Source organism: Actinomadura darangshiensis (assembly GCF_004349235.1).
GTDB classification, from domain to species: Bacteria; Actinomycetota; Actinomycetes; order Streptosporangiales; family Streptosporangiaceae; genus Spirillospora; species Spirillospora darangshiensis.
In genome coordinates, this window is record NZ_SMKY01000092.1 from 1 (window position 1) to 22,631 (window position 22,631).

At 68.5% G+C, this 22,631-nt stretch carries 23 protein-coding genes; 11 read left to right on the plus strand and 12 right to left on the minus strand.

The window, feature by feature from the left end:
• The first annotated feature begins 257 nt into the window (after positions 1 to 257).
• The 8 genes from E1293_RS20685 to E1293_RS20720 all read left to right on the plus strand — a co-directional run bounded on the left by E1293_RS20685 (position 258) and on the right by E1293_RS20720 (position 7,527).
• Positions 258 to 902 (plus strand): DUF6668 family protein, encoded by a 645-nt coding sequence (locus E1293_RS20685; RefSeq protein ID WP_132199088.1) that lies wholly within the window; start codon positions 258 to 260, stop codon positions 900 to 902.
• Positions 895 to 1,278: a hypothetical protein gene (locus tag E1293_RS20690; RefSeq protein ID WP_132199089.1), complete on the plus strand. Its 384-nt coding sequence runs from the start codon at positions 895 to 897 to the stop codon at positions 1,276 to 1,278. Before E1293_RS20685 ends, E1293_RS20690 begins: the two co-directional genes overlap by 8 nt.
• A gap of 101 nt (positions 1,279 to 1,379) precedes the next feature.
• Positions 1,380 to 1,898, plus strand: a complete 519-nt coding sequence (locus tag E1293_RS20695; RefSeq protein WP_132199090.1) for a hypothetical protein — start codon at positions 1,380 to 1,382, stop codon at positions 1,896 to 1,898.
• 45 nt (positions 1,899 to 1,943) lie between these two features.
• Positions 1,944 to 3,158, plus strand: a complete 1,215-nt coding sequence (locus tag E1293_RS20700; protein ID WP_132199091.1) for a hypothetical protein — start codon at positions 1,944 to 1,946, stop codon at positions 3,156 to 3,158.
• 18 nt (positions 3,159 to 3,176) lie between these two features.
• On the plus strand, positions 3,177 to 4,658 hold the full coding sequence (locus tag E1293_RS20705; protein WP_207938983.1) for an SCO6880 family protein: 1,482 nt from the start codon (positions 3,177 to 3,179) through the stop codon (positions 4,656 to 4,658).
• On the plus strand, positions 4,655 to 6,229 hold the full coding sequence (locus E1293_RS20710; protein WP_207938984.1) for an ATP/GTP-binding protein: 1,575 nt from the start codon (positions 4,655 to 4,657) through the stop codon (positions 6,227 to 6,229). The genes E1293_RS20705 and E1293_RS20710 overlap by 4 nt, the downstream gene beginning before the upstream one ends.
• A 156-nt stretch (positions 6,230 to 6,385) precedes the next feature.
• The gene (locus tag E1293_RS20715) at positions 6,386 to 6,988 is read left to right on the plus strand and encodes a hypothetical protein (RefSeq protein WP_132199092.1); all 603 of its coding nucleotides are present in this window, start codon (positions 6,386 to 6,388) and stop codon (positions 6,986 to 6,988) included.
• Positions 6,989 to 7,014: 26 nt separating this feature from the next.
• Positions 7,015 to 7,527, plus strand: coding sequence for an OmpA family protein (locus tag E1293_RS20720; protein ID WP_243716351.1), 513 nt, complete (start codon positions 7,015 to 7,017; stop codon positions 7,525 to 7,527).
• Between the two features lie 243 nt (positions 7,528 to 7,770).
• On the opposite strand, the gene E1293_RS20725 is transcribed toward E1293_RS20720, so the two are convergent.
• Together E1293_RS20725 and E1293_RS20730 are read right to left on the minus strand one after the other, a co-directional pair.
• Positions 7,771 to 8,625 carry a hypothetical protein gene (locus tag E1293_RS20725; protein WP_132199094.1) on the minus strand — a complete coding sequence of 285 codons (855 nt, stop codon included), beginning with the start codon at positions 8,623 to 8,625 and terminating at the stop codon, positions 7,771 to 7,773.
• A gap of 769 nt (positions 8,626 to 9,394) precedes the next feature.
• Positions 9,395 to 9,772: a hypothetical protein gene (locus E1293_RS20730; RefSeq protein WP_132199095.1), complete on the minus strand. Its 378-nt coding sequence runs from the start codon at positions 9,770 to 9,772 to the stop codon at positions 9,395 to 9,397.
• Positions 9,773 to 10,179: 407 nt separating this feature from the next.
• Here E1293_RS20730 and E1293_RS20735 point away from each other — a divergent pair, with 407 nt between their 5' ends.
• Positions 10,180 to 11,523, plus strand: a complete 1,344-nt coding sequence (locus E1293_RS20735) for an MFS transporter (RefSeq protein ID WP_243716355.1) — start codon at positions 10,180 to 10,182, stop codon at positions 11,521 to 11,523.
• Positions 11,524 to 11,531: 8 nt separating this feature from the next.
• Here E1293_RS20735 and E1293_RS50740 read toward each other — a convergent pair whose 3' ends face one another.
• The 3 genes from E1293_RS50740 to E1293_RS20750 all read right to left on the minus strand — a co-directional run bounded on the left by E1293_RS50740 (position 11,532) and on the right by E1293_RS20750 (position 14,856).
• Positions 11,532 to 11,822: a YrhB domain-containing protein gene (locus tag E1293_RS50740; protein WP_132199097.1), complete on the minus strand. Its 291-nt coding sequence runs from the start codon at positions 11,820 to 11,822 to the stop codon at positions 11,532 to 11,534.
• A gap of 17 nt (positions 11,823 to 11,839) precedes the next feature.
• Entirely contained in the window at positions 11,840 to 14,023 is a 2,184-nt protein-coding gene (locus tag E1293_RS20745) for a toxin glutamine deamidase domain-containing protein (RefSeq protein ID WP_132199098.1), read from the minus strand.
• A 251-nt stretch (positions 14,024 to 14,274) separates the two neighbouring features.
• The gene (locus E1293_RS20750; RefSeq protein WP_132199099.1) at positions 14,275 to 14,856 is read right to left on the minus strand and encodes a TetR/AcrR family transcriptional regulator; all 582 of its coding nucleotides are present in this window, start codon (positions 14,854 to 14,856) and stop codon (positions 14,275 to 14,277) included.
• A 56-nt stretch (positions 14,857 to 14,912) separates the two neighbouring features.
• On the opposite strand from E1293_RS20750, the gene E1293_RS20755 reads away from it, so the two are divergent.
• Positions 14,913 to 15,893, plus strand: coding sequence for an SDR family oxidoreductase (locus E1293_RS20755; protein WP_243716352.1), 981 nt, complete (start codon positions 14,913 to 14,915; stop codon positions 15,891 to 15,893).
• 46 nt (positions 15,894 to 15,939) lie between these two features.
• On the opposite strand, the gene E1293_RS20760 is transcribed toward E1293_RS20755, so the two are convergent.
• Positions 15,940 to 17,181: a glycosyltransferase gene (locus E1293_RS20760; protein ID WP_132199100.1), complete on the minus strand. Its 1,242-nt coding sequence runs from the start codon at positions 17,179 to 17,181 to the stop codon at positions 15,940 to 15,942.
• 230 nt (positions 17,182 to 17,411) lie between these two features.
• Here E1293_RS20760 and E1293_RS20765 point away from each other — a divergent pair, with 230 nt between their 5' ends.
• Complete coding sequence (locus E1293_RS20765) at positions 17,412 to 18,236, plus strand: SAM-dependent methyltransferase (RefSeq protein WP_132199101.1); 825 nt, start codon at positions 17,412 to 17,414, stop codon at positions 18,234 to 18,236.
• 36 nt (positions 18,237 to 18,272) lie between these two features.
• On the opposite strand, the gene E1293_RS20770 is transcribed toward E1293_RS20765, so the two are convergent.
• From E1293_RS20770 to E1293_RS20795, 6 genes are read right to left on the minus strand one after another with little or no spacing between them, the layout of a single operon-like run.
• Entirely contained in the window at positions 18,273 to 19,703 is a 1,431-nt protein-coding gene (locus E1293_RS20770; protein ID WP_132199102.1) for an aldehyde dehydrogenase, read from the minus strand.
• A gap of 2 nt (positions 19,704 to 19,705) precedes the next feature.
• The gene (locus E1293_RS20775; protein ID WP_132199103.1) at positions 19,706 to 19,900 is read right to left on the minus strand and encodes a tautomerase family protein; all 195 of its coding nucleotides are present in this window, start codon (positions 19,898 to 19,900) and stop codon (positions 19,706 to 19,708) included.
• On the minus strand, positions 19,891 to 20,490 hold the full coding sequence (locus tag E1293_RS20780) for a cysteine hydrolase family protein (RefSeq protein WP_132199104.1): 600 nt from the start codon (positions 20,488 to 20,490) through the stop codon (positions 19,891 to 19,893). Before E1293_RS20780 ends, E1293_RS20775 begins: the two co-directional genes overlap by 10 nt.
• On the minus strand, positions 20,487 to 21,200 hold the full coding sequence (locus E1293_RS20785; RefSeq protein WP_132199105.1) for a FadR/GntR family transcriptional regulator: 714 nt from the start codon (positions 21,198 to 21,200) through the stop codon (positions 20,487 to 20,489). Before E1293_RS20785 ends, E1293_RS20780 begins: the two co-directional genes overlap by 4 nt.
• Positions 21,197 to 22,261, minus strand: a complete 1,065-nt coding sequence (locus E1293_RS20790; RefSeq protein ID WP_243716353.1) for an amidohydrolase family protein — start codon at positions 22,259 to 22,261, stop codon at positions 21,197 to 21,199. Before E1293_RS20790 ends, E1293_RS20785 begins: the two co-directional genes overlap by 4 nt.
• Positions 22,262 to 22,271: 10 nt before the next feature.
• Positions 22,272 to 22,601 carry an extradiol ring-cleavage dioxygenase gene (locus E1293_RS20795; protein WP_132199106.1) on the minus strand — a complete coding sequence of 110 codons (330 nt, stop codon included), beginning with the start codon at positions 22,599 to 22,601 and terminating at the stop codon, positions 22,272 to 22,274.
• Positions 22,602 to 22,631: the final 30 nt, after the last annotated feature.

Below are 22,631 nucleotides of genomic sequence, written 5' to 3' on the forward strand. Positions count from 1 at the left end.
CCAAGGAAGGCATGTCCAAGAAAGAGATCATCCGCTGTCTCAAGCGCTACATCGCCCGAGAGCTCTACCAGATCATCACCGCACCAAGCGATCTTGAGCCCGCGGCTTGACATCCATAAGAGCATCCGTGCTCTTCTTTGCATCGCGGGGTTGACGATCGCGATGACCTCCGGACGGTCCAACCCGTAACGCGCATGCTGCGGGTTTGAACCAGCATCTCGGAGCGAAGCCCTCTGAGTCGGGATCGGGGAGGGGGCATGAGCATGCAGGCGTCGTCAGAGGGCATTCGACTGTACCGGGCATCCAATTCCGATGTCATGCCTGACACGTCAGTCGCGGCGGCCACGGCACCTTGGCAGGGCGACATTCCAGGCGGACGTTTCCACGCGCAGGCGGTCATACCGTCGCGCCTTGCGCCGCCGCCCACGAGTCCGCTGGGATTGGCAGGTTACAGCGGCGATGGCCCGGATCTCTGGTTCTCCTCATGCCACGGAGGAGCCGGTACGTCCACGCTGGCCACCCTCATCCCGCAAGGCATGAACGCCGGACGGTACTGGCCCGCGCCCGCGTCCCCCGCAAGATCCCGGGTGCTTCTCGTCGCGCGCAGCCACGCCTCGGGACTCTGCGCGGCTCAGGCCGCGGCCCGGCAGTGGGCCGCGGGAGTGCTCCCGAACGTGCGGCTGCTGGGGCTGGTGGTGGTCGCCGACGCCCCCGGGAAACGCCCGAAACCACTGAACGATCTCGTGCGGTTGATCTCCGGAGGCGTGCCCAGGCTATGGGAGCTTCCGTGGGTGGAGGCCCTGCGCCTCGGCGACCCCCCGGACCAGATCAAACTGCCGTCCGCCTTTTCACGCCTTGCAGGCGACGTGGACCGCATGATTTCGGAGGAAGAACATGTTTGATCTGATGATCCCCTGGATGAGCGATCTCCTTCATTTCCCGGCGCACCTGGCCTACGGCACGGCCGCCCATCTGTCTCTGCCGGACATTGGCGTACACGAGCCTCGGCCTCCCCTGGAGGACCCTGGAATCCCCGACCCGGGCAAGGGCACTGCTCCGCCGCTCCCGATCGCCGACAAGATCCTGCTGATAATGAAATGGGGGGCCTGGACGGGACTCGCGGCATGCGTGACCGGATATGTGATCATCGGAGCCCGGATGGCGATCAGGCATCAGAAGGGTGAGGGTGGCGGCCACATCGCAAGTGTGGTCATCGTTACTTTCGCCACCATGCTCATCGTGTCCGCACAGGTCCTCGTCTCGAAAATCTCCGGGTGAGAAGAGTGACGCCACGATCTGCCTGTGGTGCGAGTGGAGATCGTGGTCGATGCTCCCCGCTCCCACGACGGCGTGTACTCCGGCTGGCTGGATTCGTTGTCGTGGCCGCCGTCCTGGGCATGCTCGGTTCTGCCAGTTATTCCGCCTTGACGGCTGTTGGCAATGTCCTCGCCAGGGACCACTACGAGGTCCATGGCCGCCAGCCGATGAACATCCTGCGACAGGGTGAAGACAAGGGGAGACTGCTCGCTACGATTCCGGACCCTTGCGGCGTAGTGCCCCTCCTTGACTGTATCCCGGGCGACGATGACCCGGGGGCTGATGATCGTCCTATCTATGATCACAAGAAAAAGAAAGTAAGCTCGCCTTCGACACCAAGAAAGACTTCCCCTCATCAGAACGAATACGATGTCTCCCAGCCGATTATGACATTGCTCAGGTGGGTGACCTGGGGCGTGTTCGGAGTCTGTGTCGCGGGAGTGCTCATCGTGGCCACCCGGATGGCGATCAGGCATAGGAGCGGCGAATTCGGCGCGCACGCCACCGGCCTGGTCTGGGTAGGGATCGCCACCATCGTGGCAGCCTCCGTGTCGGCCGTCGTCGGCACCGTCTTGCCCTAAAGCCCAAATTTTACACACCCATTTAAGCAATGAAGGGCATAATCGATGTGGCCGATCGCCTTGATGTCACCTATCAACGACATCATCGTTGAGTTTTTCGAAGCAATCGCGAGACTCCTTGTGGAATCGGCGTTGGTCACGTTCCAGCTCACGATGACGTGGTGGGTGTACACGGATACCCCAGGGGTTCGCGATGATCCAAGCAGTGTCTTCGCATTTCTGCGCGATTACACTGACTGGCTCACCGTGATCATGGCGATGGCCGGACTTCTCTTCGCTGCCGGCAGGGTGGCCATCCAGCGCAAGGGGGAACCTTTTCGAGAAGCTTTCTCCCAGCTCTTCACACTCGTTGTCATTGTATTCACTTTGACCGCTGGACTGAATCTTGCAATATTGGCAGGCGATAGATATTCACTCTGGATTCTATTTAAGGCGATGCCTCCTGACGAAAACTGGAGCGGTGCCTGGGCGAAGGGACTTGACCCGATAGTCCTGGCCCAGACAAACACTTACATAGCCTTCCTCGCCCTCCTCGGTGTAGGCATGTTCATAGCGTCGGCCATTCAATATGGATTGATGTTTTTCCGAAGTGCCGTCCTGATATTGCTCGCCGGGGTGCTTCCAGTAGCAGCCGCCGCGAGATTTACCGCATTCGGAAATCATGCCTATAAAAAAATGATAGGCTGGCTGATTTCGTATATCTTGTACAAGCCCGTAGCGGCGACGATCTATGCCGCGGCCATGTTCATGCTGAGGAGCTCAGACCATAATGACAATATAATGGGCATGTTCCTTTGTTGTGCCGCGGTGTTCGCCCTACCCATGACGATGCGTGCAGTCGTACCCGCTGTGACTGAAACAAACGCCGTGGGCATGGGCGTTTCCAACACCTTGGAGAAAGTTACTTCCCTCGCTTTTGGAAGCACCACCCTCAACACAATAGGCGCCGCAAAGGGGGCCATTTCCTGGATGGGCCGTACCCCCCGACCGAAGACTCCGACTCCGCCGCCTCCGCCTCCGCCTCCGCCTCCGCCTCCTGAAGATGTTGACGTCAACTTGGAACGTCTACCCCCTCGACCACGCGCTCTGGACCCTTCACCCGCCTCAGGGCGTCCACAACTTCCAAGCGCCCCATCGCCTCCAGGCGACGGCACCCGACCCTCACCGCTTCCAGGCGCCCCATCGCCTCCAGGCGGCACCCCCCAACCACCACCGCCTTCGACGGACCGATCCGGTCCGAGCGGCAATAGCAACGTCTGAGGGAATGAGGTGTGCTGAATGGCATCCGACTACCGTGAACCCACGTACGGAAACTGGCGAAAGCCGATCTCGCCGGGGATCGGCCGGCTCGGGCTGATCGGCACCATGATCCTCATGGGCGGGTTGGTCATCGTCACGATCGTCGCGATGGTGTCGCTGCTCCCCGGCCTCATCGGCGCCGCGGGGCTGGGGCTGATCATGCTGCCGCTGGCGATCCAGGACCGGCATGGCCGGAGCGCGCTCCAGGCGATCACGGCCCGGGTGGCCTGGTGGTCAGGGCGCTCCCAGGGCTGGCACCTCTACCGTTCCGGGCCACTGGGCGTCACCGCTTTCGGCTCGTACCGGCTTCCAGGGCTGCTCGCGGCGTCCCGGCTGGTGGAGGCTCGCGACTCCTACGGGCGCCCGTTCGCCCTGGTCGTGGTCCCGTCCACTGGGCACTACACCGCGGTGTTCGAATGCAACGCCGACGGCGCGGCGCTGGTCGATCAGGAGCAGATCGACACGTGGGTCGCCTATTGGGGGCATTGGCTGGCCTCGCTGGGCTCCGAACCGGGCATGGCCGCCGCGAGCGTGACCATCGAGACGGCCCCGGACCTCGGGCACCGCCTCCAGGAGGAGGTCGACGCCAACATTGATCCGAACGCCCCGGACTTGGCCCGGGCGGCCCTTGAAGAGATCGTCTGGAGCTACCCGAGGGGCAGCGCACGGGTCTCCACCCGGATCGCGGTCACCTATTCGGCTGCGTCACGTCACGGGGGCAAGCGCCGCAGCCAGGACGAGATGGCGCGGGAGATCGGAACCCGCCTCCCAGGGCTGACCTCCGGGCTGGGGATGACCGGCGCCGGAGCCGCTCGCCCGATGACCGCCGACCAGTTGGCCCGAGCCGTCCGGACTGCCTACAACCCGGACTCGCAGTCCGATCTGGAGGCTACCGAGGGCCAAGAGACGCGTTGGGAGGATGCCGGACCGGTCGCGGCGCAGGAATTCTGGGATCACTACGTCCACGACGGCGGCCAATCCATCACCTGGGGCATGTCGGAGGCGCCGCGCGGCGAGGTGCTGTCCAACGTGATGACGGGGATGGTGTCTCCGCACCACGACATCGCTCGCAAACGCGTCACCTTCCTCTACCGGCCCTACACACCGGCGTCCGCCGCCCACATCGTGGAACGGGACCGCAAGGACACGCGATTCCGTCTCAACGGCGCCGCCACCGCCGCCAGGGACGAGGTCGCCGTCGCCAGCAGCGACCAGTCGGCTCTCGAGGAGGCCAGGGGTGCGGGGCTGACCCGGTTCGCCATGCTCGTCACCGCCACCGTCCGCTCGGCCGAAGAGCTTCCGCTCGCGGCGGCCGCCGTCGACACCCTCGCGCCCTCTGCGCGCGTGCAGCTGCGCCGGATGTACGGGTCCCAGGCATCCGCGTTCGCGGCGGCCCTGCCGCTGGGCGTCGTTCTTCCCGATCACCTTCAGGTACCTGCGGTGGTAAGGGAGGCCATGTGAGCAGTCCGCAGGAATCACCCCTCGACGCCGCGGACCAGAAGGAACGTCCCGCGGACGACGGCGGCAAGGGCAAGAAGCGGCGCAAGAAGGAGCGAAAGACCGCCGAAACCGTGCGCAAGCCCGGGTACCGGGGTTTCGGTGGCCGCGGCGGCGGCCGGGCCTCCTTCGTGGAGACGCCTCCGGAGTGGCGCGGGACCACCGTCCAGGTGTGCGGGCTATGGCCGTTCGGCGCGGGGTCCGGGACTCCGATGGTGGGCGTCCCGCTCGGCCGTGAACTGACCACCGGTGCCGCCATGTGCTGCGATCCGATCTCGTGGTTCCAGCGCGGCAATCTGATCCACAACCCGTCCGTTCTGGTGCTGGGCAAGCCCGGGCTGGGCAAGTCGACCCTGATCCGCCGGATGGTGGTGGGGCTGACCGGGTACGGGGTGTTCCCGATGGTGCTCGGCGACCTCAAACCCGACTACGTCGATCTGATCCGGACGATGGGCGGGCAGGTCATCAAGCTCGGCCGCGGGCTGGGCTCGCTCAACGTGCTCGACCCCGGCGCGACCGCCTCCGTTGCCGCCAGGCTTCCCGAGCGGGCCCGGACCAAGCTGGCCGCCGAGGCGCACGGCCGGCGGCTGAACATGGTCGCCGCGCTGGTCACCATCCTGCGCGGGGGCCCGATCGCCGACACCGAGCGCACCATCCTCAACGCCGCCCTGCGGGTGCTGGACGAACGCCACCCGGGCGTGCCCGTCCTGCCCGACCTGATCAAGGTGATCGACGAGGGGCCGGAGCGGCTCCGCGCGGTGACCCTGTCCCGCGGGAACGAGGACCGCTACCGCACGGCCGTCGACCCGCTGCACGCCTCGCTCCTCGGGATCCTGGACGGCCCGATGGGAGAGACGTTCGCGCACCAGACCACCACCGCGATCGAGCTGGACAACCCGGGCGGGGTCTGCATCGACATCAGCGGGATCGACGACGCCGACGCCGAACTCCAGGCCGCCGTGCTGCTGGCCTGCTGGTCGGACGGGTTCGGCGCGGTGGAGGCCGCGCACGCGCTGGCCGACGAAGGCATGGCGCCCCAGCGGCACTTCTTCGTCGTCCTCGACGAACTGTGGCGGGTGCTGCGGTCCGGACGCGGCCTGGTGGACCGTGTCGACGCCCTCACCCGCCTCAACCGGCAGCGCGGCCTGGGCCAGGCGATGATCACGCACACCATGGCCGACATGCTGGCGCTGGCCGACCCCGCCGACCAGCTCAAGGCCAAGGGCTTCGCCGAACGCGCGGGCATGGTGATCTGCGGCGGACTGCCGCAGGCGGAGATGTCCATGATGAACGAAGTGGTACGGATGTCGTCCGCCGAACAGCGGATGATCGTCGACTGGTCGACGCCCGCCTCCTGGGATCCCACCCTCAACCAGGACAACGAACCCCCAGGACGCGGTAAGTTCCTCGTCAAAGTCGGCGGCCGCCCCGGCATCCCGTTCAAGGTGGAGCTCACCTCCGTCGAAACCAGCGTCAACGACACCAACAAGCGCTGGAGCCACTCGACCACGAGGACCTCCCCCAGCACGACATGATCGGCGGCCGGGACGCGAAACCACGCCCGCTTGCGTGTCGTCACGGCCGCCGGACGGTTCGTAGGTGAAGTCCGTCGAGCAAGTGACGGCTGTCCCAGTGACGACAGAGACGTGAAGGCTCGGGTACGGGCCGGAGCGCTGAAGTGGAGGAAGACCATGCGACCCAATATCCGACGGGAGGCGGTGGTGCTCGTGGCGTTGAGCTGTTTGCTGGCCGGGTGCTCGTCGTCCGGTGACTCGGAGAAGCACGGGCAGAAGGCGGGCTCAGAGGGCCAGGCGACGCCCAACGGCACTACCAGCCCGGACGGCATCTCGGGCGGTGGTGGAGCCGGCGGCGGCACGCCCGCCGGGGGCGGCACGCCCCTGGCCAGCGCCACGTTCAACACACCGCAAATCGCCAACGGCAAGGTCGATATCGCCATCATGGGCCTGCAGGTGCGGGGAAAGCTGACGATCCTGACGGTTCGGCTCACGCCACACCTGCCCCAGGGCACAGACGAGAAGACCAACCCCTACGAACTCAACGGCAAAGTTCCGCTCTTCAGCGAGCTGATCGACACCGTCAACCTGAAGAGCTACAGGGTCGTCAGGGACAGCAGCCACAGGGAGGTCGGTTCCGATGATGTCCAGACCCCCATTCACAATGAGACGCCTGGGCTGGCGACCTACACCTTTGCCGGGCTCCCGGCCAATGTGAAGTCGGTGGACGTGCACTACGGAGCCTGGCAGCCCTTCTCGAACGTCCCGGTTCAGCGATGAAGGTGCCGGCCATGAGGCGAGTTGGAGTGGCCGCGGGTGTCGTCGCCGTGCTCGTCGGCATCCCGGGGATCGCGGGAGCCGACCCGGTCATCAGCGACGAGAACCTCCAGGAATCCATCAGCACGATCGAAATCGGTCCCTCCGTCCAGTCCCTGGAAACGAAGAAGACGGAGGGCAAACGTGTCACCGTGACCATATCCGCCGATGTGCTGTTCGCCTTCGACAAGGCCGCGCTCACGGCCGCCGCCCGCAAGCGGATCTCGCAACTGGCACCGCAGTTCAAGAGTGCCGTCGGCGCCATCGAGGTGTCGGGCCATTCCGATTCCATCGGCGACCCGAGCTACAACCAGAAGCTTTCCCAACAGCGCGCTGAGGCGGTCAAGGCCGAAATCACGCGCGCCCTGGGGGGCGGCAAGCAGATAAGGGCCCAGGGGTTTGGCGAGACCAAGCCCGTTGCCCCCAATCAGCGGGGCGGCAAGGACAACCCTGAAGGCCGAGCCCAGAACCGGCGGGTCGAGATCGTCTTCACCAAGCCCTGATCGCCATGTAACGACCGTGGCAGCGAAGGGGAGGTGAAGTTCGGTGAAATACGCCCCGAGCGAAGATCCACGGGACTTGGTCGGCCGACTCCAGCGATACAGCGGACGGTGGCTCTGCTGGTACGGGAACACGACCGGCCACTACTGGGCCGTCACACGTTACGGCCGGGCAGTGCTGGTCGAGGGGAGGACGGCGAATGATCTGCTCGACGAGATGATACGCGCCGAGGCCTCCCTGGGCGGTTAGCCGGTGGGCTGGAACTCCGGCCACTCGGCCAGCAGCCAGGGAGCGGCCGACCCGAGGCGATGCCAGGTGACAGTGGCGACGGCTATCACCGTCGTCCCGTCATGCAGTTCCCACCGCTGGGTCGCCGATGTGCCGGACGGATCTCCGACGGGAGTCTTCGGATCGACCGTGAGGCCGGCGTCGGCCCAGCCGGAGTAAATGGCCGCATGCAGGCGCTGGTTGCCATAGGTGTACTGGCTCCGTTCCGACACGCGGTTGATGCGGCTCATGTCGCCGGAGCTGACTTCGGTGAGCACTGCGACGCACCTCTCCGGCGGCGGCACCGAGTTCGGTTTCGCCGGCCGGTGCTCGCTCGGTGACGTGGACGGCTGCGGCGCGGCGGGGGCATGCGAGGGCTGGAGCGTGGGAATGGGCTCGTCCTGCGACTGTGGCTCTGTTCTGTGGCCGGACAACTGCGTCGTCGCGACAATGAGCAGAAGTATCAGCAGCGCTGCCCCGCCGACCATGGGGTAGAGCGCGAAACGGGGTCTCTTTGCCGTCTTGTGCGGCTGCCTGCGCACATTGCCGGCGCCGGAGTCCCGCAGCCCTTGCCCGGCCACGTCCAGGACCGGCGCTTCGGTGAACTCGGCAGGGTCGGCAGGCTGCCATGGCGCGCCGGCCTCCGTGCCTCGCCGGATGAACGCCTGGGTCATCGGGTCGATTCGCCAGGTTCGGCCGAACGGGTCGACGACCTCGTGCCTCTGCAGTTCGCGCAGAACGTCGTCCAAGTCGATCGTTTCGGCCTCGACTTCAGCGGTCAGATCGCGGAAGACCGCCCATAGTTCGGCCAGCGGGCCGTCGGCGACGGTCATATCCACGTCCCGTCCCGCCTCTCGCGTCATTCGCTCCCGAAGACCGACCGTCCTGTAACCGGTCCGGACCGCAACAGACTCGCCGGGTCGAATCCCCCGGTGCGGCAAAACGCCAGGTTGCCGACTTCACCTGTCCCCGGACGGTACCTGCCGAGTACGAGTCCCCGAGCAGGCAGGGAAGTGATGTTCGCTCATCTGGCTGCGGCCCGGAAGTCTGGAATCACGCTACGGCGGCTACTGTGGCTCACCTTCTGGGGTGAGCACGCCGCCGGTTACACCGAGGCCCGCGGAAAGCACATCCCGGAGTCTGATGTGGTCGAGGCCGTCAATACCGGAATTCCGTTGCCGGATTACGACAGGGCACGCCAGGTCGCCACACACCTTGAAATCCTCCAGGCTCACGCCGCGACAGGTGATGTCTTCGGTTACGCGTGCCATCGCGCATGGGGCGAGGACCACGAGGCGGCAATCAAAGAGGTGAGCGACGGCTTCCCTGACCGACGGCTAAGCGCTGACGACACAGGAACTCGCCGACGTCCACGGCGTCCCGTGGACGAACCGCCGGATGCGACGAAACGCCCCGCTGACGCGAGCGCGGCTTCGGGCGGCCCAGGTCTGCGGACAGGGGGGCCGGACAGCGGGTCCTCCGGTGGTGCGGCAGAGCCCGAACCCAAACGGGTCCGAGGGAGCGGGTGACGCCGCCACCAGGCGGGGAGGACGTCCTCCGGCGGGCCCTCCATCCCGCTTTGCCCGTCCCGTCGATCCCGATCTAGCCGGACTTCTCCCGCTCCAGCCGAGACAGGTCACCCCGCGCGACTCCGAGCAGGTGACGGGCGACCCCAAGCCCCTCGTGCCCGTACGCCAAGTGCACCAACGCCGTTTCCAGCACCTCGGAGCTCGACCCCGGGATCCGCTCGGTCACATCCCGTTCCAGGATCTGCTCGCTCCGTTCCATCACCGTCTTCACGATGCTCCAGATCAGATCAAGCAGATCTGTGACCTTCTCCACGGTCATACCGGCCCCGGCCAGTTCCTGCCCGTCCTCGCTTTCGATCACCGCCGACCACACCGCCTGCACCTGTTCCTCCAGCGCGTGCAGTGCCCTCCGGACCTCACTCGTCGTTTCGACCTCGCCTTGCACCGTCATGATCCCGCCCAGCCTCCCTCGGTACCGAACGTCCCCGATCCCTTGGTTCTCCACTGCCGGTCTCCAGCCCTTCCACCTGCGCGAACGGAATGCTGGAAGCTCCGGATTCCCGGCACTCACCGTCCGCGGGCTGCTCGGAACGGCAAGTCCCAATACCGGCCGCGTCCAGCGATGCAGCGTGCGGGCCGATCTCGAACCGGTCGCTTGCCAAGACGCCCGCTTTGCGGACGGTCTATCTGTGGTAGGTGCAGGCGCGTTGCCTTCGTAACGCTCAGATTTAGATTGGAGGCAGTCATGCGCGACACCGGTTGGGGCTGATCGGCCGTCCCCAAGGAAGGCCAATCCTTCATTACGCGGCGGCGGGTTATAAAGGGCTGAACCCGACCCCGAAGAAGAAGGAGGCCTCGATGAATGCCGGAGCGCGTGGATCCCTGGTTCAGCTGGAATCCACGCGCTCTCCTGGCAGCAAAGGACATGAGATCGTGCCCCCAGATCGGACGGCCACGTTCGCTGAACTCTTCCGGGTCGGTGAATACCGGGCGCTGTGGATCGCCGGTCTTATCTCCAATACGGGAGACCAGCTCGCCCGGGTGGCTCTCGCGCTTCTGGTCTTCCAAAGGAGCGGTTCACCGTTCCTCACCGCGCTGACGTACGCGCTGACCTTGCTTCCGGCTTTGGTGGGCGGGCCGCTGCTGGGCGGGCTGGCCGACCGATATCCCCGGCGCGACCTGCTCATCGCGTGCAATCTGGTCCGCACCGCCGTGGCCGCGGCGATGGCGCTGCCCATGGTGCCCTTGGCCGCGGTGTATGCACTGGTGTTCGCGTTGGCTCTCCTGGACGCGCCGGAGCGGGCCGCACGCACCGCACTCGTCCGGGACCTGCTCTCCGGGGACGTGTACACCCTCGGGGTGGCGACCAACCAGCTCACGTACCAAGTGACCCTGCTGGCGGGGTTCGGCACCGGTGCCATGGTCGTGGCCTCGATCGGCCCATATCCGGCCCTGGCGGTCAACGCCGCGACGTTCGCCTGTTGTGCGCTGATACTTCGGACCTGTCTTCGACGGCGTCCGGCCGCGGCCGGACGGTCGCCGACGCGCCGGCGATCAGAGGTCGCCGGAACACTCCGGCTGATAGCCGGCTCCCCGCGACTGCGCTCGATCCTTGCGCTCTCCCTGCTGGCCGGGTACTTCGTGGTCCCGGTGGGCCTCGCCGTTCCGTACGCGGCCCAGATCCACCTGCCGACCCGGCTCACCGGCATGCTGCTCGCCGCCGTCCCGGCCGGAAACGTGGTCGGCATGGTCGTGATCGGCCGGATGTTGCGGCACGGGGCACAGGTCAAGATCATGGGGCTGTCCGCGGCACTGGCCGGGCTGCCGCTGACCGCGTGCGCTCTGCACCCGGGCGCCATCGCCTCCCTGAGCCTCTTCGCCCTCACCGGTGTCGGCGCGGCCTACCAGGTGATCGCGCAGGCGGAGTTCGTCCATGCCGTGCCCGCCGACCGGCGCGGCCGGGCTCTCGGCCTGGCGGCGCCGGCGATCACCGCCGTCCAAGGCGTCGGCGTCCTGATCGGCGGCGTTCTCGCCGATCGCATCGGCGCCGCGGCCACGATCGCGCTCACGGGCGCCGCGGCGCTGGCCACGGGGGCGCCGCTGGCGATCATCTGGCACCGGGTCCGTACGAGCGGGACCGGGCCGGACGGTCACCCGGCCGACCGGCCGGGGGCAGCCCCCCGTTCACCGGCGTCGACCTGATCCTATTCCTATTCCGCACTCGACTCATATTCCGCCGCTGCCATCTGCGGGGAGTACATCGAAGAGTACTCAATCAATTCGCCACTCATTCGAAGCACCAGCAGCGGACCGGCGCCGATGAACTGGTCGTCGAGTCTACCAGTCTGTAGATAGCGCTTTGCGGTCGGCACGAATATCCATCCGTACGACCTCTCCACTGTCGCGGACTCGTCGATGACCAACCTATTTGCTTCAGTTTCAGAAAATTCCTCCAAAAGGAAGTCCAGGGCGATTTGTCTGGCTTCCCTCGCTGTGACCATTAGTCGTGACCACCTACTCAGCCGGTTCGATACAGGTCAAACTTTGTGAATCTTCCATCATGGACGGGATGAGTTCCGACCCAACCCCGCCTCTCCTGCCCATCCAGGTAATACAGTGTTCCACGTACGTTGATGACGTTGTAGCAATGCGGCGTGTACTTGCCTCCGTAACCGATGATGATAGCGCGCGAGCCGGAGCCGGCCTGCCGCATGATGCTTTCAATCTGCCTAACGCCGTCCAATCCAGGCCATGATTGGATCGCGCGTAGTTTGTACGCCGCACGCGCGACGGGCACCGCAGCACCGTTGAGTCGCCCGGCCACTGCGGGCTTTCCGCCCAGCACGTCGTCAACGGCCATCGCCGATTCAGGGCAATTGCGCCGGTGCCCCGTGGGATTGACCTCCTTGATAATCCTGAGAACATCCTGTGCCGTGGTCGGTCTGCCCTCCCCCAGTTGTGCGAGCATCCTGGTCACGCGATGGTGCGCAACTCCCATCAGAGCAGCATCTTCGTTCGGCATCTCAACGAAATTCTCGAACATCTGCGTACGCGCCGGCCGCAGGTCCGCGAGCGGAACCTTCGCGCGCCGCTGCGGATCGATCGGCCCGTGTTCGTGGCGGGCCGACAGGCCTCGTTCGGGGTGCGCCGGCGGGGTCTGGTGGTCCAGGAGCCGGTGATCGGCGGACGGCCGCGAGTCACCAGCACCGTGCGGCGTTCCTCGGCCCGGATGCTCTGGCCCGGAGTGGCCCTCCGCAAGCGGCGGCTGCTCATAAGTGTCCGCGGCCGCGAGGGCCGGGCTGGCTTCGTCCCTTGTGGCGCCGCCTGGTCGGCCGTCGTGGTCGGAAGGATCGCCGAATGGCTCGCCATGTTGCTCTCTGGTGACCGGCCCAGGTGAAGGGCTGGACCCTGCCGGCGACGGCTCAGGCGGCTCGGCGGGGCCGGCGGGATGTTCCCGCGCCCCGACCGTGGGCTCGGGATTCGGATCCTGGCGAGAATCGGACCACCGATCGGTGTTGTGCGGAGAAGTCGGATCGTGCAGCGAGTGCGGTGGTGGCCGGGCGGAGTCCAGAGTGCTTCCGGCGGCGATCAAGGGGGATGCGGCCGGACCTTTGGCCAGCTCTTCGGCCAGGTCGCCGACGTTGATGTGGTCAAGGGTTCGCGGGGTCGCGGAGTTGAGGTCGCCCAGGTCGGCGGGACGGTCGATCTTACCCCCCAGACCCTTGTCCGGAAATAGATCGATTCCCTTGGGTCCACGTTTGATTTTGATCAGGGACATGCCGGCCAGTAACGACAGGGTGTGCAATCCGCCGTAGGTGATCACGTAGCCGGGACGGTCATCCCACTCCCGCCACGGGACGAAGGAGTGTGCCAACTCCACCCAGCCACGACGCGTTGTCAGTGAACGTTCCTGGTAGCCCAGATCCTTCAGGATACGGGGGTAATTGCCCTTGATATTGCCCCACCACCGGCCGACGCCGGTGTGCCAGTACCAGCCGTCCTCGCCGTGCAGCCCGGCCAGGTCACCGAAAAAGGTGCCCATTTCCGCGCCGAACCCAGTGATGCCGTCATGCACGTCCTCATACCACGGTTTGTCACGCTGCTGCGGCGTCCCCCACGGGGTTTTCACATCCTTGAGTGCGCCACCCAGCCCATAGCCTTCCTGCCCACGCCGTATGAACGGGCCGGAGGGGACGAAGCGGGTACCTCCGAAGAGCGCGGTGATCCGGTTGGCGCAAGCCCGTTCGGCCTCCTGGTACTGCGCCAGCGCCGAAAGGACATCGTTGTTGAACTTGTTGTTCTTATCGACGTTCTCACCGTCGCTGCGCCAGCCGCCGAAGTCACCGTCCCAGTCACTGTCGATCTCCGCACGGAAATCACGGGCCGCCGCTCTCAGACCATGCAGCCGCGCCACGATCGGGCGGACCTCGTCCACAAAGGCCAGGAGCGCGTCCCCCACTGCCGCCAGCTCGTTCTCGATCGCCCGGCCATGCGACGCCACCTGCCTTGTCGCCCGCAGAAGCAACCTGGTTTCGGGTGCCCTATAGCACCCGGCCAGCCCCTGCCACGCCGCGTCCACATCGTGACCCAACCGCCCGACTCGGCGGCCCCCTTTTTTCAACGCCTGCCCCGCGATCTCCAGATCGCCCAGATGGACGGGCGGAGCCGGTATCGCCTCGGGAACAATCAAGTCGTCCGACACCGCACCCGCACCCTTACCGGTCGCCCAGCCGTCGTCCAATCCGGAACGGCCGGCTCGAGAGCCCCGGACGTCCCCTCACACGTCCATCCCGCCACGACCTCAACTGCACCGAGCCTCAGAGCGGCCGACTCTGACGTGACGGGACCCGACCGTCCGGCGACACTCGCGTTCGTCTAGCGGTCGCGCGTATTTCTCTCCGGAAGCGGAAATGACCCTGATAGATAGAGGGCGATGGCCCTGCAGCTGAGAGGTCAGTGCGGTGCGTTCTCGGTGGCGTTGAGGGTTGCGAGGAAGCTCTCGGCCGCGTCCTGGACACGGTCTCGGTCGCCGGTGGCGAGGAGGTCGAGCAGCAGCCCGCGGATCGTCGCGATCACCAGGGTGGCGGTGCGCGCCGCCGTTGCCGGGTCGGTGCCGGGTCCTTGCGCGTCGCACAGGGCGGCCATCCAGTCGGCCACGACCCGGTCGAGGAATCCCGCGAACTGCCGCGGTGCCTGGAGTGCGTTTCCGTAGACCGCGAAGAACAACCTGAACTCCGCACCCCGCTGCGGGTCGGAGGTCCGCGTCCAGACCGCGCGGGCCGCCGCCGGCAGGTCGGGACGTTCGCCGATCGCGTCGCTGGTGGCCGCGAAGATGCGCTCGCGCAAGCGCCCGAGGACGGCCACGAGCATCTGCTCCTTGGTGCCGAAGCGGTGCACCAGCGTCGTGGGCGACACCCCCAAGGCGGCTGCGACGGGCCGCCACGACAGCTCGGAGAACCCGTGCTCCACCGTGTAGTCGACAACTGCGTCGAGCAGCTCGGCCCGCCGCTGATGGTCGACCGGCCGTCCCGCCATGCCCGTCCTCCCCGTGTTCGCCCCGGCTTGACATTTCTAGTACGACCGTACAAAGAATGGAGGCGGACAGCAAGGCCCGCCGCACGGCGGGCACCCACGTTCTGGAGGTCTCCATGCGTGTTCTCGTTACCGGAGCGTCGGGCTGGATCGGCCGCGGGCTCGTCCCGGAACTGATCGCCGCCGGCCACACGGTCACCGGACTCGCCCGCTCCGACGCCGCGGCCCATGCCCTGCGATCCGCGGGCGCCGAGGTCCGCCAGGGCTCGCTCGACGACCTCGATATTCTGCGCGAGGCCGCCGCCTCCTCCGACGGCGTCGTCCACCTCGCGTTCAAGCACGACATTGCCTTCGCCGGCGACTATGCGGGCGCCACCGCCACCGATCGCGCCGCGATCGAGATCTTCGGCGAAGCCCTCGCCGGCACCGGCAGACCGTTCGTCGTCGCCTCCGGCATCCTCGGCGTGCTCGGGCTCCCACCCGGGCAGGTCGCCACCGAGCGGGACGGGCCGACCGCGGATCGGACGGTTTCGACGAGCGGCAACGGGCGATCGGCCAACGCTCAGCACACGCTCGCGCTCGCCGGCCACGGGGTCCGCTCCTCGGTCGTGCGGCTTCCACCGGCCACCCACGGCAACGGCGACAACGGGTTCACCTCGACCGCGATCGGCTTCGCACGCGAGAAGGGCGCCGCGGCCTACATCGGCGACGGCTCCAACCGCTGGCCGGCGGTCCACCGCGACGACGCAGCACGCCTGTTCCGCCTCGCGCTGGAGTCCGCGCCGCCCGGGTCGGTGCTGCACGCGGTCGGCGACGAGGGCGTGCCGATCCGCGAGGTCGCCGAGATCTTCGCCGCACAGCTCGATGTTCCGGCCGTCTCCATCGCCCCCGACCAGGCCGGAGAGTACGTCGGCTACCTCGCCCGCTTCTGGGGGTTCGACGGCCCCGCCTCGGCAGAGGCCACCCACGACCTCCTCGGTTGGCGGCCGACCCGTCCGGGACTGATCGCCGACCTCAAAGAGGGCCATTACTTCGCGTGAACATGGACTCGGGCACGGCGGCCATGCGCTCGCGGCCCGCCCGGGGTCAGTCCGCGGATGGCGCGGACTCGCTTCGGCCGATCATGTCGAGGAGGAGTTTCGCGGCCTGGTCGGCGCCGTCGGTGCGGATCGTCCCGGCCACGTCGGTCGCGCGGGCAGCGGTCTCGGGGGCCAGGACGATCTTGAGTGCGGCCGACAGGGAGTCGGTGGTCGGCGTCGGGCCGGTGTGTTCCGTGCCTATGCCCAGGTCGGTGACCCGGCCCGCCCAGTACGGCTGGTCCGCGACCTGGGGCACGATCACCTGCGGCGCCCCGGCGCGGGCCGCCGTCGCCGTGGTGCCCGCGCCGCCGTGGTGCACGACCGCGGCCACCCGGGGGAACAGCGCCTGCTGGTTGACCTCGCCGACGACGAAGCAGTCGTCCCGGTCGTCGATCGCGGTCAGGTCGGCCCAGCCGCTCCCGAGCAGGACGCGGCGACCCTGCGTCCGGACCGCTTCGATGACGGCACGGGAGGCCTCCTGCGCGTTCGCATCCCGGATGAGCATGCTGCCGAAGCCCACGTATACCGGCTTGGGGCCGGCGGCCAGGAACGTCTCCAGGCCGGCCGGGAGCGGGCGCTCGTCCGGCCGGATCCATGCGCCGGTCTGCGTCACGTCCAGCTCCGGCGTCTCTTGCCACGGGCCCAGGACCGGGTCGGCCGCCAGGAGCGGGTGTCCGGTGAAGACGTGGTCGCGGACGCCGCTCACCGGCGGCAGGCCGACCGAGGCCCGGTGGGTGTTGATCGTCTCGCCGAACAGGGCTTCGGTGTTCTCGGCGTGCAGGTCCCACAGCTCCCGGTTGCCGGTCACCTCAGGGGGGATCACCTGGCCCGGTCGGCGCAGCGGCGGGTGATGCGACGACGGCAGGTAGCACGGGGACAAGGACGTGTACACATAGGGCACGCCCAGCTTCTCGGCCGCCGCCCGCGCACCGGCGACGGCCGGGAACGAGCCGGTGGCCACCACCGCGGCAGGGCCCTCGGCCGCTCCGGTGACCGCCTCGTAGGCCATGGCGGTCAGCTCGGCAGCGATGTCGGACAGGCCCGCCTTGCCGGGGACCGCCCCCGTCGCCAGCGCGTGGATCGGCCAGCCGACGGGACTCAGGGGCACGCCAGAGTCGTCCAGCAGCTCCGCGAAGTCCGGCGGCGCGCACACCCGCACCCGGGCGCCGAGCGCCCGCAGCCGCACCGCCAGCCCCGCCATCGGCTCGACGTCCCCCCGCGACCCGTAGGTCGCCAGCACAAAGCGCATTCCGCGGTTCCCCGATCTTCACGTTCCGGTGTCGAGGGGCGATTGTGCGCCACGACCAGGGCCTTGTGGCAAGACCCCCCTTGCGCTATAGCTTGGAAGTGGAAGGGAGCGGATGTTCCTCCCTGACTGCTCGCCGGTTGTGATCACTGAGCAGCGTGTGCCTTATACACTCGTTCCAAGCCAAGTCGATCTTCAACGATCGGCTCCGGGCCGGAGATTGGAACGATGCGATGACCGAGGACCGGCACCGGCGGAGCGCTGCGGAATCCGCGGTCGCGGAGCTGGACACGGGTGTGCCCCACATCGCCCGCGTGTACGACTACCTGCTCGGCGGCAAGGACAATTTCGCCGTCGACCGGGAAGCGGGCGACGAGTTCGCCAGGACGATGCCGAGCATCCTGCTCGGTGTCCGTGAATGCCGTAAGTTCCTGGCCCGCGCGGTGGAGTACCTGACCGCCGATTGCGGCATACGCCAGTTCCTGGACATCGGGACCGGGCTCCCGACCGCCGACAACATCCACGAGGTCGCGCAGCGGACCGCGCCCGACTCCCGGGTGGTGTACGTCGACAATGACCCGATGGTGCTCGTCCACGCCCGCGCCCTGCTCACCAGCAGCAAAGCGGGCGAGACCGCCTACATCGACGCCGACCTGCGCGACATCGACCAGGTCCTCGACACCGCGCGCGAGACTTTGGACTTCAGCCGGCCGGTCGCGGTCATGCTGGTCGGCGTCCTGCACTGCGTCCCGGACGAGAGCGGCCCGCTCGACATCGTCAGGCGCCTGCTGGCGGCCGTGCCGTCCGGCAGCTACCTGGTCCTCGGCCACCCCGCCAGCGACATCGAGGTCGACGCCACGGCGTCGGCGACGTCCGGGCTCAACGACAAGCTCAGCGAGCCGGTGACGTTCCGCACCCATGACCAGGTGGCGCGGTTCCTGGACGATGTCGAGCTGGTGGAGCCGGGCATCGTCCAGTACTCGCAGTGGCGCCCCGCCCCGGGCAGCCCGCCTCTCGGGCCGGTATCGGCCTGGTGCGCGGTGGCCCGCAAGGCGTGAGTCCGGCCGCCGCACCGCCCGCGACGCCGGGCCTGGTCAGGTGGCCATCACGACGGCCTTGGGGTCGGTGAAGAATTCGCGGCTGTAGGTGCCGCCTTCGCGGCCGATGCCGGAGTCGCCGGCGCCGCCGAAGGGGGCGCGCAGGTCGCGGACGAAGAAGCAGTTCGTCCAGACCGTGCCGGCCTTCAGGGCCGCGGAGACGCGGTGGGCGCGGGACAGGTTCTCGGTGAACACCATGGCGTTCAGGCCGTACGGGGTGTCATTGGCGGCGGCCACGGCGTCGGCCTCGGTGTCGAAGGGCGCGACCACGGCCACCGGGCCGAAGATCTCCTCGCGGCACACGCGGGCGGTGGGGGGCGCGTCCAGGACGACGGTCGGCCGCACGAACAGTCCCTCGGGGCCCGCGCCGCCGGTGGCGATCTTGCCGCCGTCGGCGGGGACGGTGTCGAGGTAGGACGTCACTTTCGCGTAGTGCTCCGCGGAGGCGAGCGGGCCCAGCTGGGTCGCGGGGTCCTTGGGGTCGCCGATGTGCAGGGCCTCCGCGGCGGCGGTGAAGCGGTCCAGGAAGTCCTGGTAGACGTCGCGCTGGACGTAGAGGCGGCTGCCGGCCAGGCACACCTGCCCGGCGTTGCTGAAGATGGCCTTGATCGACCAGGAGACGGCGAGGTCCAGGTCGGCGTCGGCGAACACGAGGTTGGCGCCCTTGCCGCCGAGCTCGAAGCTGACCGGGGTGAGGTTCGCGGCGGCCGCGGCGGCGATGGCGCGGCCGGTGGCGGACTCGCCGGTGAAAGTGATGCGGTCCACGCGGGGGTCCGTGGTGAGGGCCTCGCCGGCGGAGCCGGGGCCGTTGCCGTGGACGACGTTCAGCACGCCGGGCGGCATCCCCGCCTCCAGCGCCAGCTTCGCCAGCAGGGACGCCGACGCCGGGGTCTGCTCGGCCGGCTTCAGCACCACCGTGTTGCCCCAGGCCAGCGCGGGGGCGACCTTCCAGGTCTCCAGCATCAGCGGGAAGTTCCACGGGGCGATGGCGGCGACGACGCCCGCCGGTTCGAAGCGGGTGTAGGCGTGGTGTCCGCTGTCCATCGGGAACGCCTCGGCGGCCGACAGCCGCGCATGGTCGGCGAAGAACCGGAAGTTGGACGCCGACCGCGGGACGTCCTTGCCGCGCGTGTCGGCGATGGGCTTGCCCATGTCGGTGGTGTCGGCGAGGGCCAGCTCGTCCAGGTTGGCCTCCATCAGGTCCGCGAGCCGGTGCAGGATCGCGCCGCGCTCGGCGTACCCCATGCGCGGCCAGGGGCCCTCGTCGAACGCGCGGCGGGCGGCCGTGACCGCGAGCGCGGCCTCGTCCCGGCCGCCGAGCGCGGCCTCCGCCCAGGTCCGCCCGGTGAAGGGGTCGACGGTGGGGAACCGGACGCCGTCGCGGGACTCGGTCTCCCGCCCGTCGATCACGTGGGGGATCAGTTCCATGGCTACTCCTGGTTGCGTTCTTCGATGGTCACGTCGCCGGCGGCCCAGTGCGCGGCGGGCACCTCGCGGAGGATGACGCGGATGCTCGGGCGGGGCGCGCCGATGGCCTCCTCGGCGGCGTCGGTCAGCCGGCTGATGAGGGTACGGAGCTCTTCGGGCGTCCGTCCGGCGACGAGGGTCACGTCGATCAGGGGCATCGGCCGCCTCCCGGTGCGGCGAGCGTCTTCGCCGCGTCGTCCACGGAGACGACGTCGGCGAAGACGGTGCCCATCAGGCGCAGGCTGTTGCGGTGCAGGTCCTCGACGTATCCGGCGACGGCCTCCCGCGGCACGACCGCCTTCAGGTCGCGGAAGAAGGCGGCGCGGACGGTCGACTCGACGCAGAAGTCGGTGCGCACGCCGGCCACGACGAGCGTCCCGGCGCCGAGGCCGCGCAGCAGGTCGTCCAGGCCGGTGCGGTGGAAGGCGTCGAAGCGCGGTTTGACGATCTCGTGGTCGCCGGGCGCGCGGTCGAGGCCGGCGACCAGTTCGCCGCCCCACGTCCCGCGCCGCAGGCCCCGCTCGCGCAGGAACGGGCTCCGTTCGGCGAGGAGCCCGACGTCGGCGTCGTCCGCCCATTCCATCCGCACCCAGATGACGGGGCGGCCGGCGGAGCGGGCCGCGGCGGCGAGGGTGTTGACGTTCCGGACGAGGTCGTCCAGCCCGGTGACGCGGAGCCCCGCCTGCGCGAAGACGCCGTCGGGATGGCAGTAGTCGTTCTGCATGTCGATGACGAGCAGCGCGGTCATGTGCCGCCCCCGCGGGCCGCGGTCAGGGCGCCGTGCGCCTCGACGGCCGCGTCCAGCCGCTCCGGGTCGTCGCCGGCGATCGCCTCCACCAGTTCGCGGTGGACGGCCGGGCCCTCCACGTAGCGGGTGGCCGGCTCGTCGGGGGTGACGCCGCGCAGCCGGTTCTCCACGAACTCCAGCAGCGAGGTGTAGGTGTGCTGCAGGACCTTGTTCGGCGTGATCTCGGCGATGCGGCGGTGTAGCGCCCAGTTCGCGGCGAGGTAGCCGACGCCGCTCTCCGCCTGCTCGGCCATCTCGGCGGCGAGCCGGCGCAGGTCGGCGATGTCGGCCTCGGTGCGGTGCCGCATGGCCTCGCGCGCCAGCAGCGGCTCCAGCGCGTCCCGCATCACCAGGCAGTCGGAGACGGGCACGGAGTCGCCGCTGAGTTCGAGCATCTTGCGGCCGAGCCGCACCAGCGGCGGCGGGGTCGCGACGAAGATCCCGCCCTTGACGCCGGGGCGGACCGACACCGTGCCGCGCGCCGTCAGCAGCCGGACCGCCTCGTTGAGCGTCGCGGCGGCCACGTCGAACTCGCGGCGCAGGCTGTCCCTGGTGCCGAGGCGGTGGCCGTTCGGCAGCGTGTCCTCGGCGATGCGCGCCTCGATCCGCTTGGCGACGGTCTCGGCCAGGGACAGCCGGGGCAGGTCGGTCGCCGGATTGCCGGTGCTCATGGTGTACGCCCTTCGGCTGCGGTGTGGAGGGGTGGTGCGCGTCGATCGTCGGGGTCCGCGGGCATCCCGAGCAACCGCGCGGCGTTGCCCCCGAGGATGGCGGCCTCCTGCCGGGCGTCGACGTCCAGTGCCCGCACGGTGCTCAGCGGGTCGTGGTCGACGAGGTCGAACGGCGCGTCGGTGCCCAGCAGGACGTGCTCGGCCGTCATGTCCTCGACGAGCCGGCCGAGGGCCCGCGTGTCGAACACCGCCGTGTCGTACAGGAGGCGGGGCAGGTACTCGCTCGGCGTGCGGCGCGTCACCTGCGCGACGGGCTTGCTCCGCCAGCCGAGGTCCAGGCGCCCGCCGACGGCGGGGGCGCACCCGCCGCCGTGCGCCAGGCAGAGGACGGGGTCGTACCGGTCGAGGACGCCGCCGAAGATGAGCCGGGCGGTCGCCAGCGCGGTCTCCACGGGATAGCCGAGCAGCTGCACCAGGTGGTAGGCGGACAGCCGGTCCTTGGAGGAGACGCGGCTCGGGTGCAGCAGCGTGAAGCAGCGCCGCGCGTCGAGCGCCTCCCACAGGGCCTCGTTGACCGGGTCGTCGAGTTCCCGGCCGCCCCCGAAGGTGCCCATGGTGGCGCCGGCGAGCCCGAGCTCGTCCAGGCAGCGGGTCAGCTCCGCCACCGCGCCGGGGTGCCCGACCGGTACCGTCCCGAGGCCGGAGAGGCGGCCGCCGGACTCGGCGACGAACTCCGCGAGCGCGTCGTTGGACAGGCGGGTGACCTCCATGACCAGCCGGTCGTCGCCGGACTCGGAGGCGAACACGAACGGCGGCGCGGCGACGACCTGGTGGTCCACCCCCATCGCGGTCAGGGACGCGAGCCGCAGCTCCATGTCGTGCTGCTCGGGTGCGAGCGGGATCGGGGAGCCGGGCGCGAGCCCGCAGATCGCCGGGTCGAGGTTCAGCACCCGCTCCGCGCTGCGGGACAGGTCGGCCAGCCCCGCGCGCTCCAGCCGCCGCAGCAGCGGCATCGGCATCGCGTGCGTGTGGACGTCGATCACCGGCACTGATTTGCTCACCGGCACGGTGCTACTCACCGCGCTCCGCCATGTAGGCCTCGTACTGGTCCCCCAGCAGCGACCTGATCAGCGCGGTCGCGGCGCCGGAGGTGCCGGCCTTCTCGCCCGTGCCGTAGATCAGCCGGGCGAGCTGGCCGAGCAGGTAGGGGTGCAGGCCGAGCTCGAACAGCGCCCGGAAGTCGCGGTCCAGGATCGCGGTGCGCTCGGCGGGGGTGAGCGGGTAGGCGTCCAGCACCTCCTTCTCGGACGTCTCGAAGCGGGCCCGCAGTTCGCGGTCCCATTTCAGCTCCTGCACGAGGTCGTTGGCCCGCAGCCGCGGATCGAAGTGTTCGAGTGCCATCTCTGGGGTGTCCGTTCGTCCGGTCGGCGG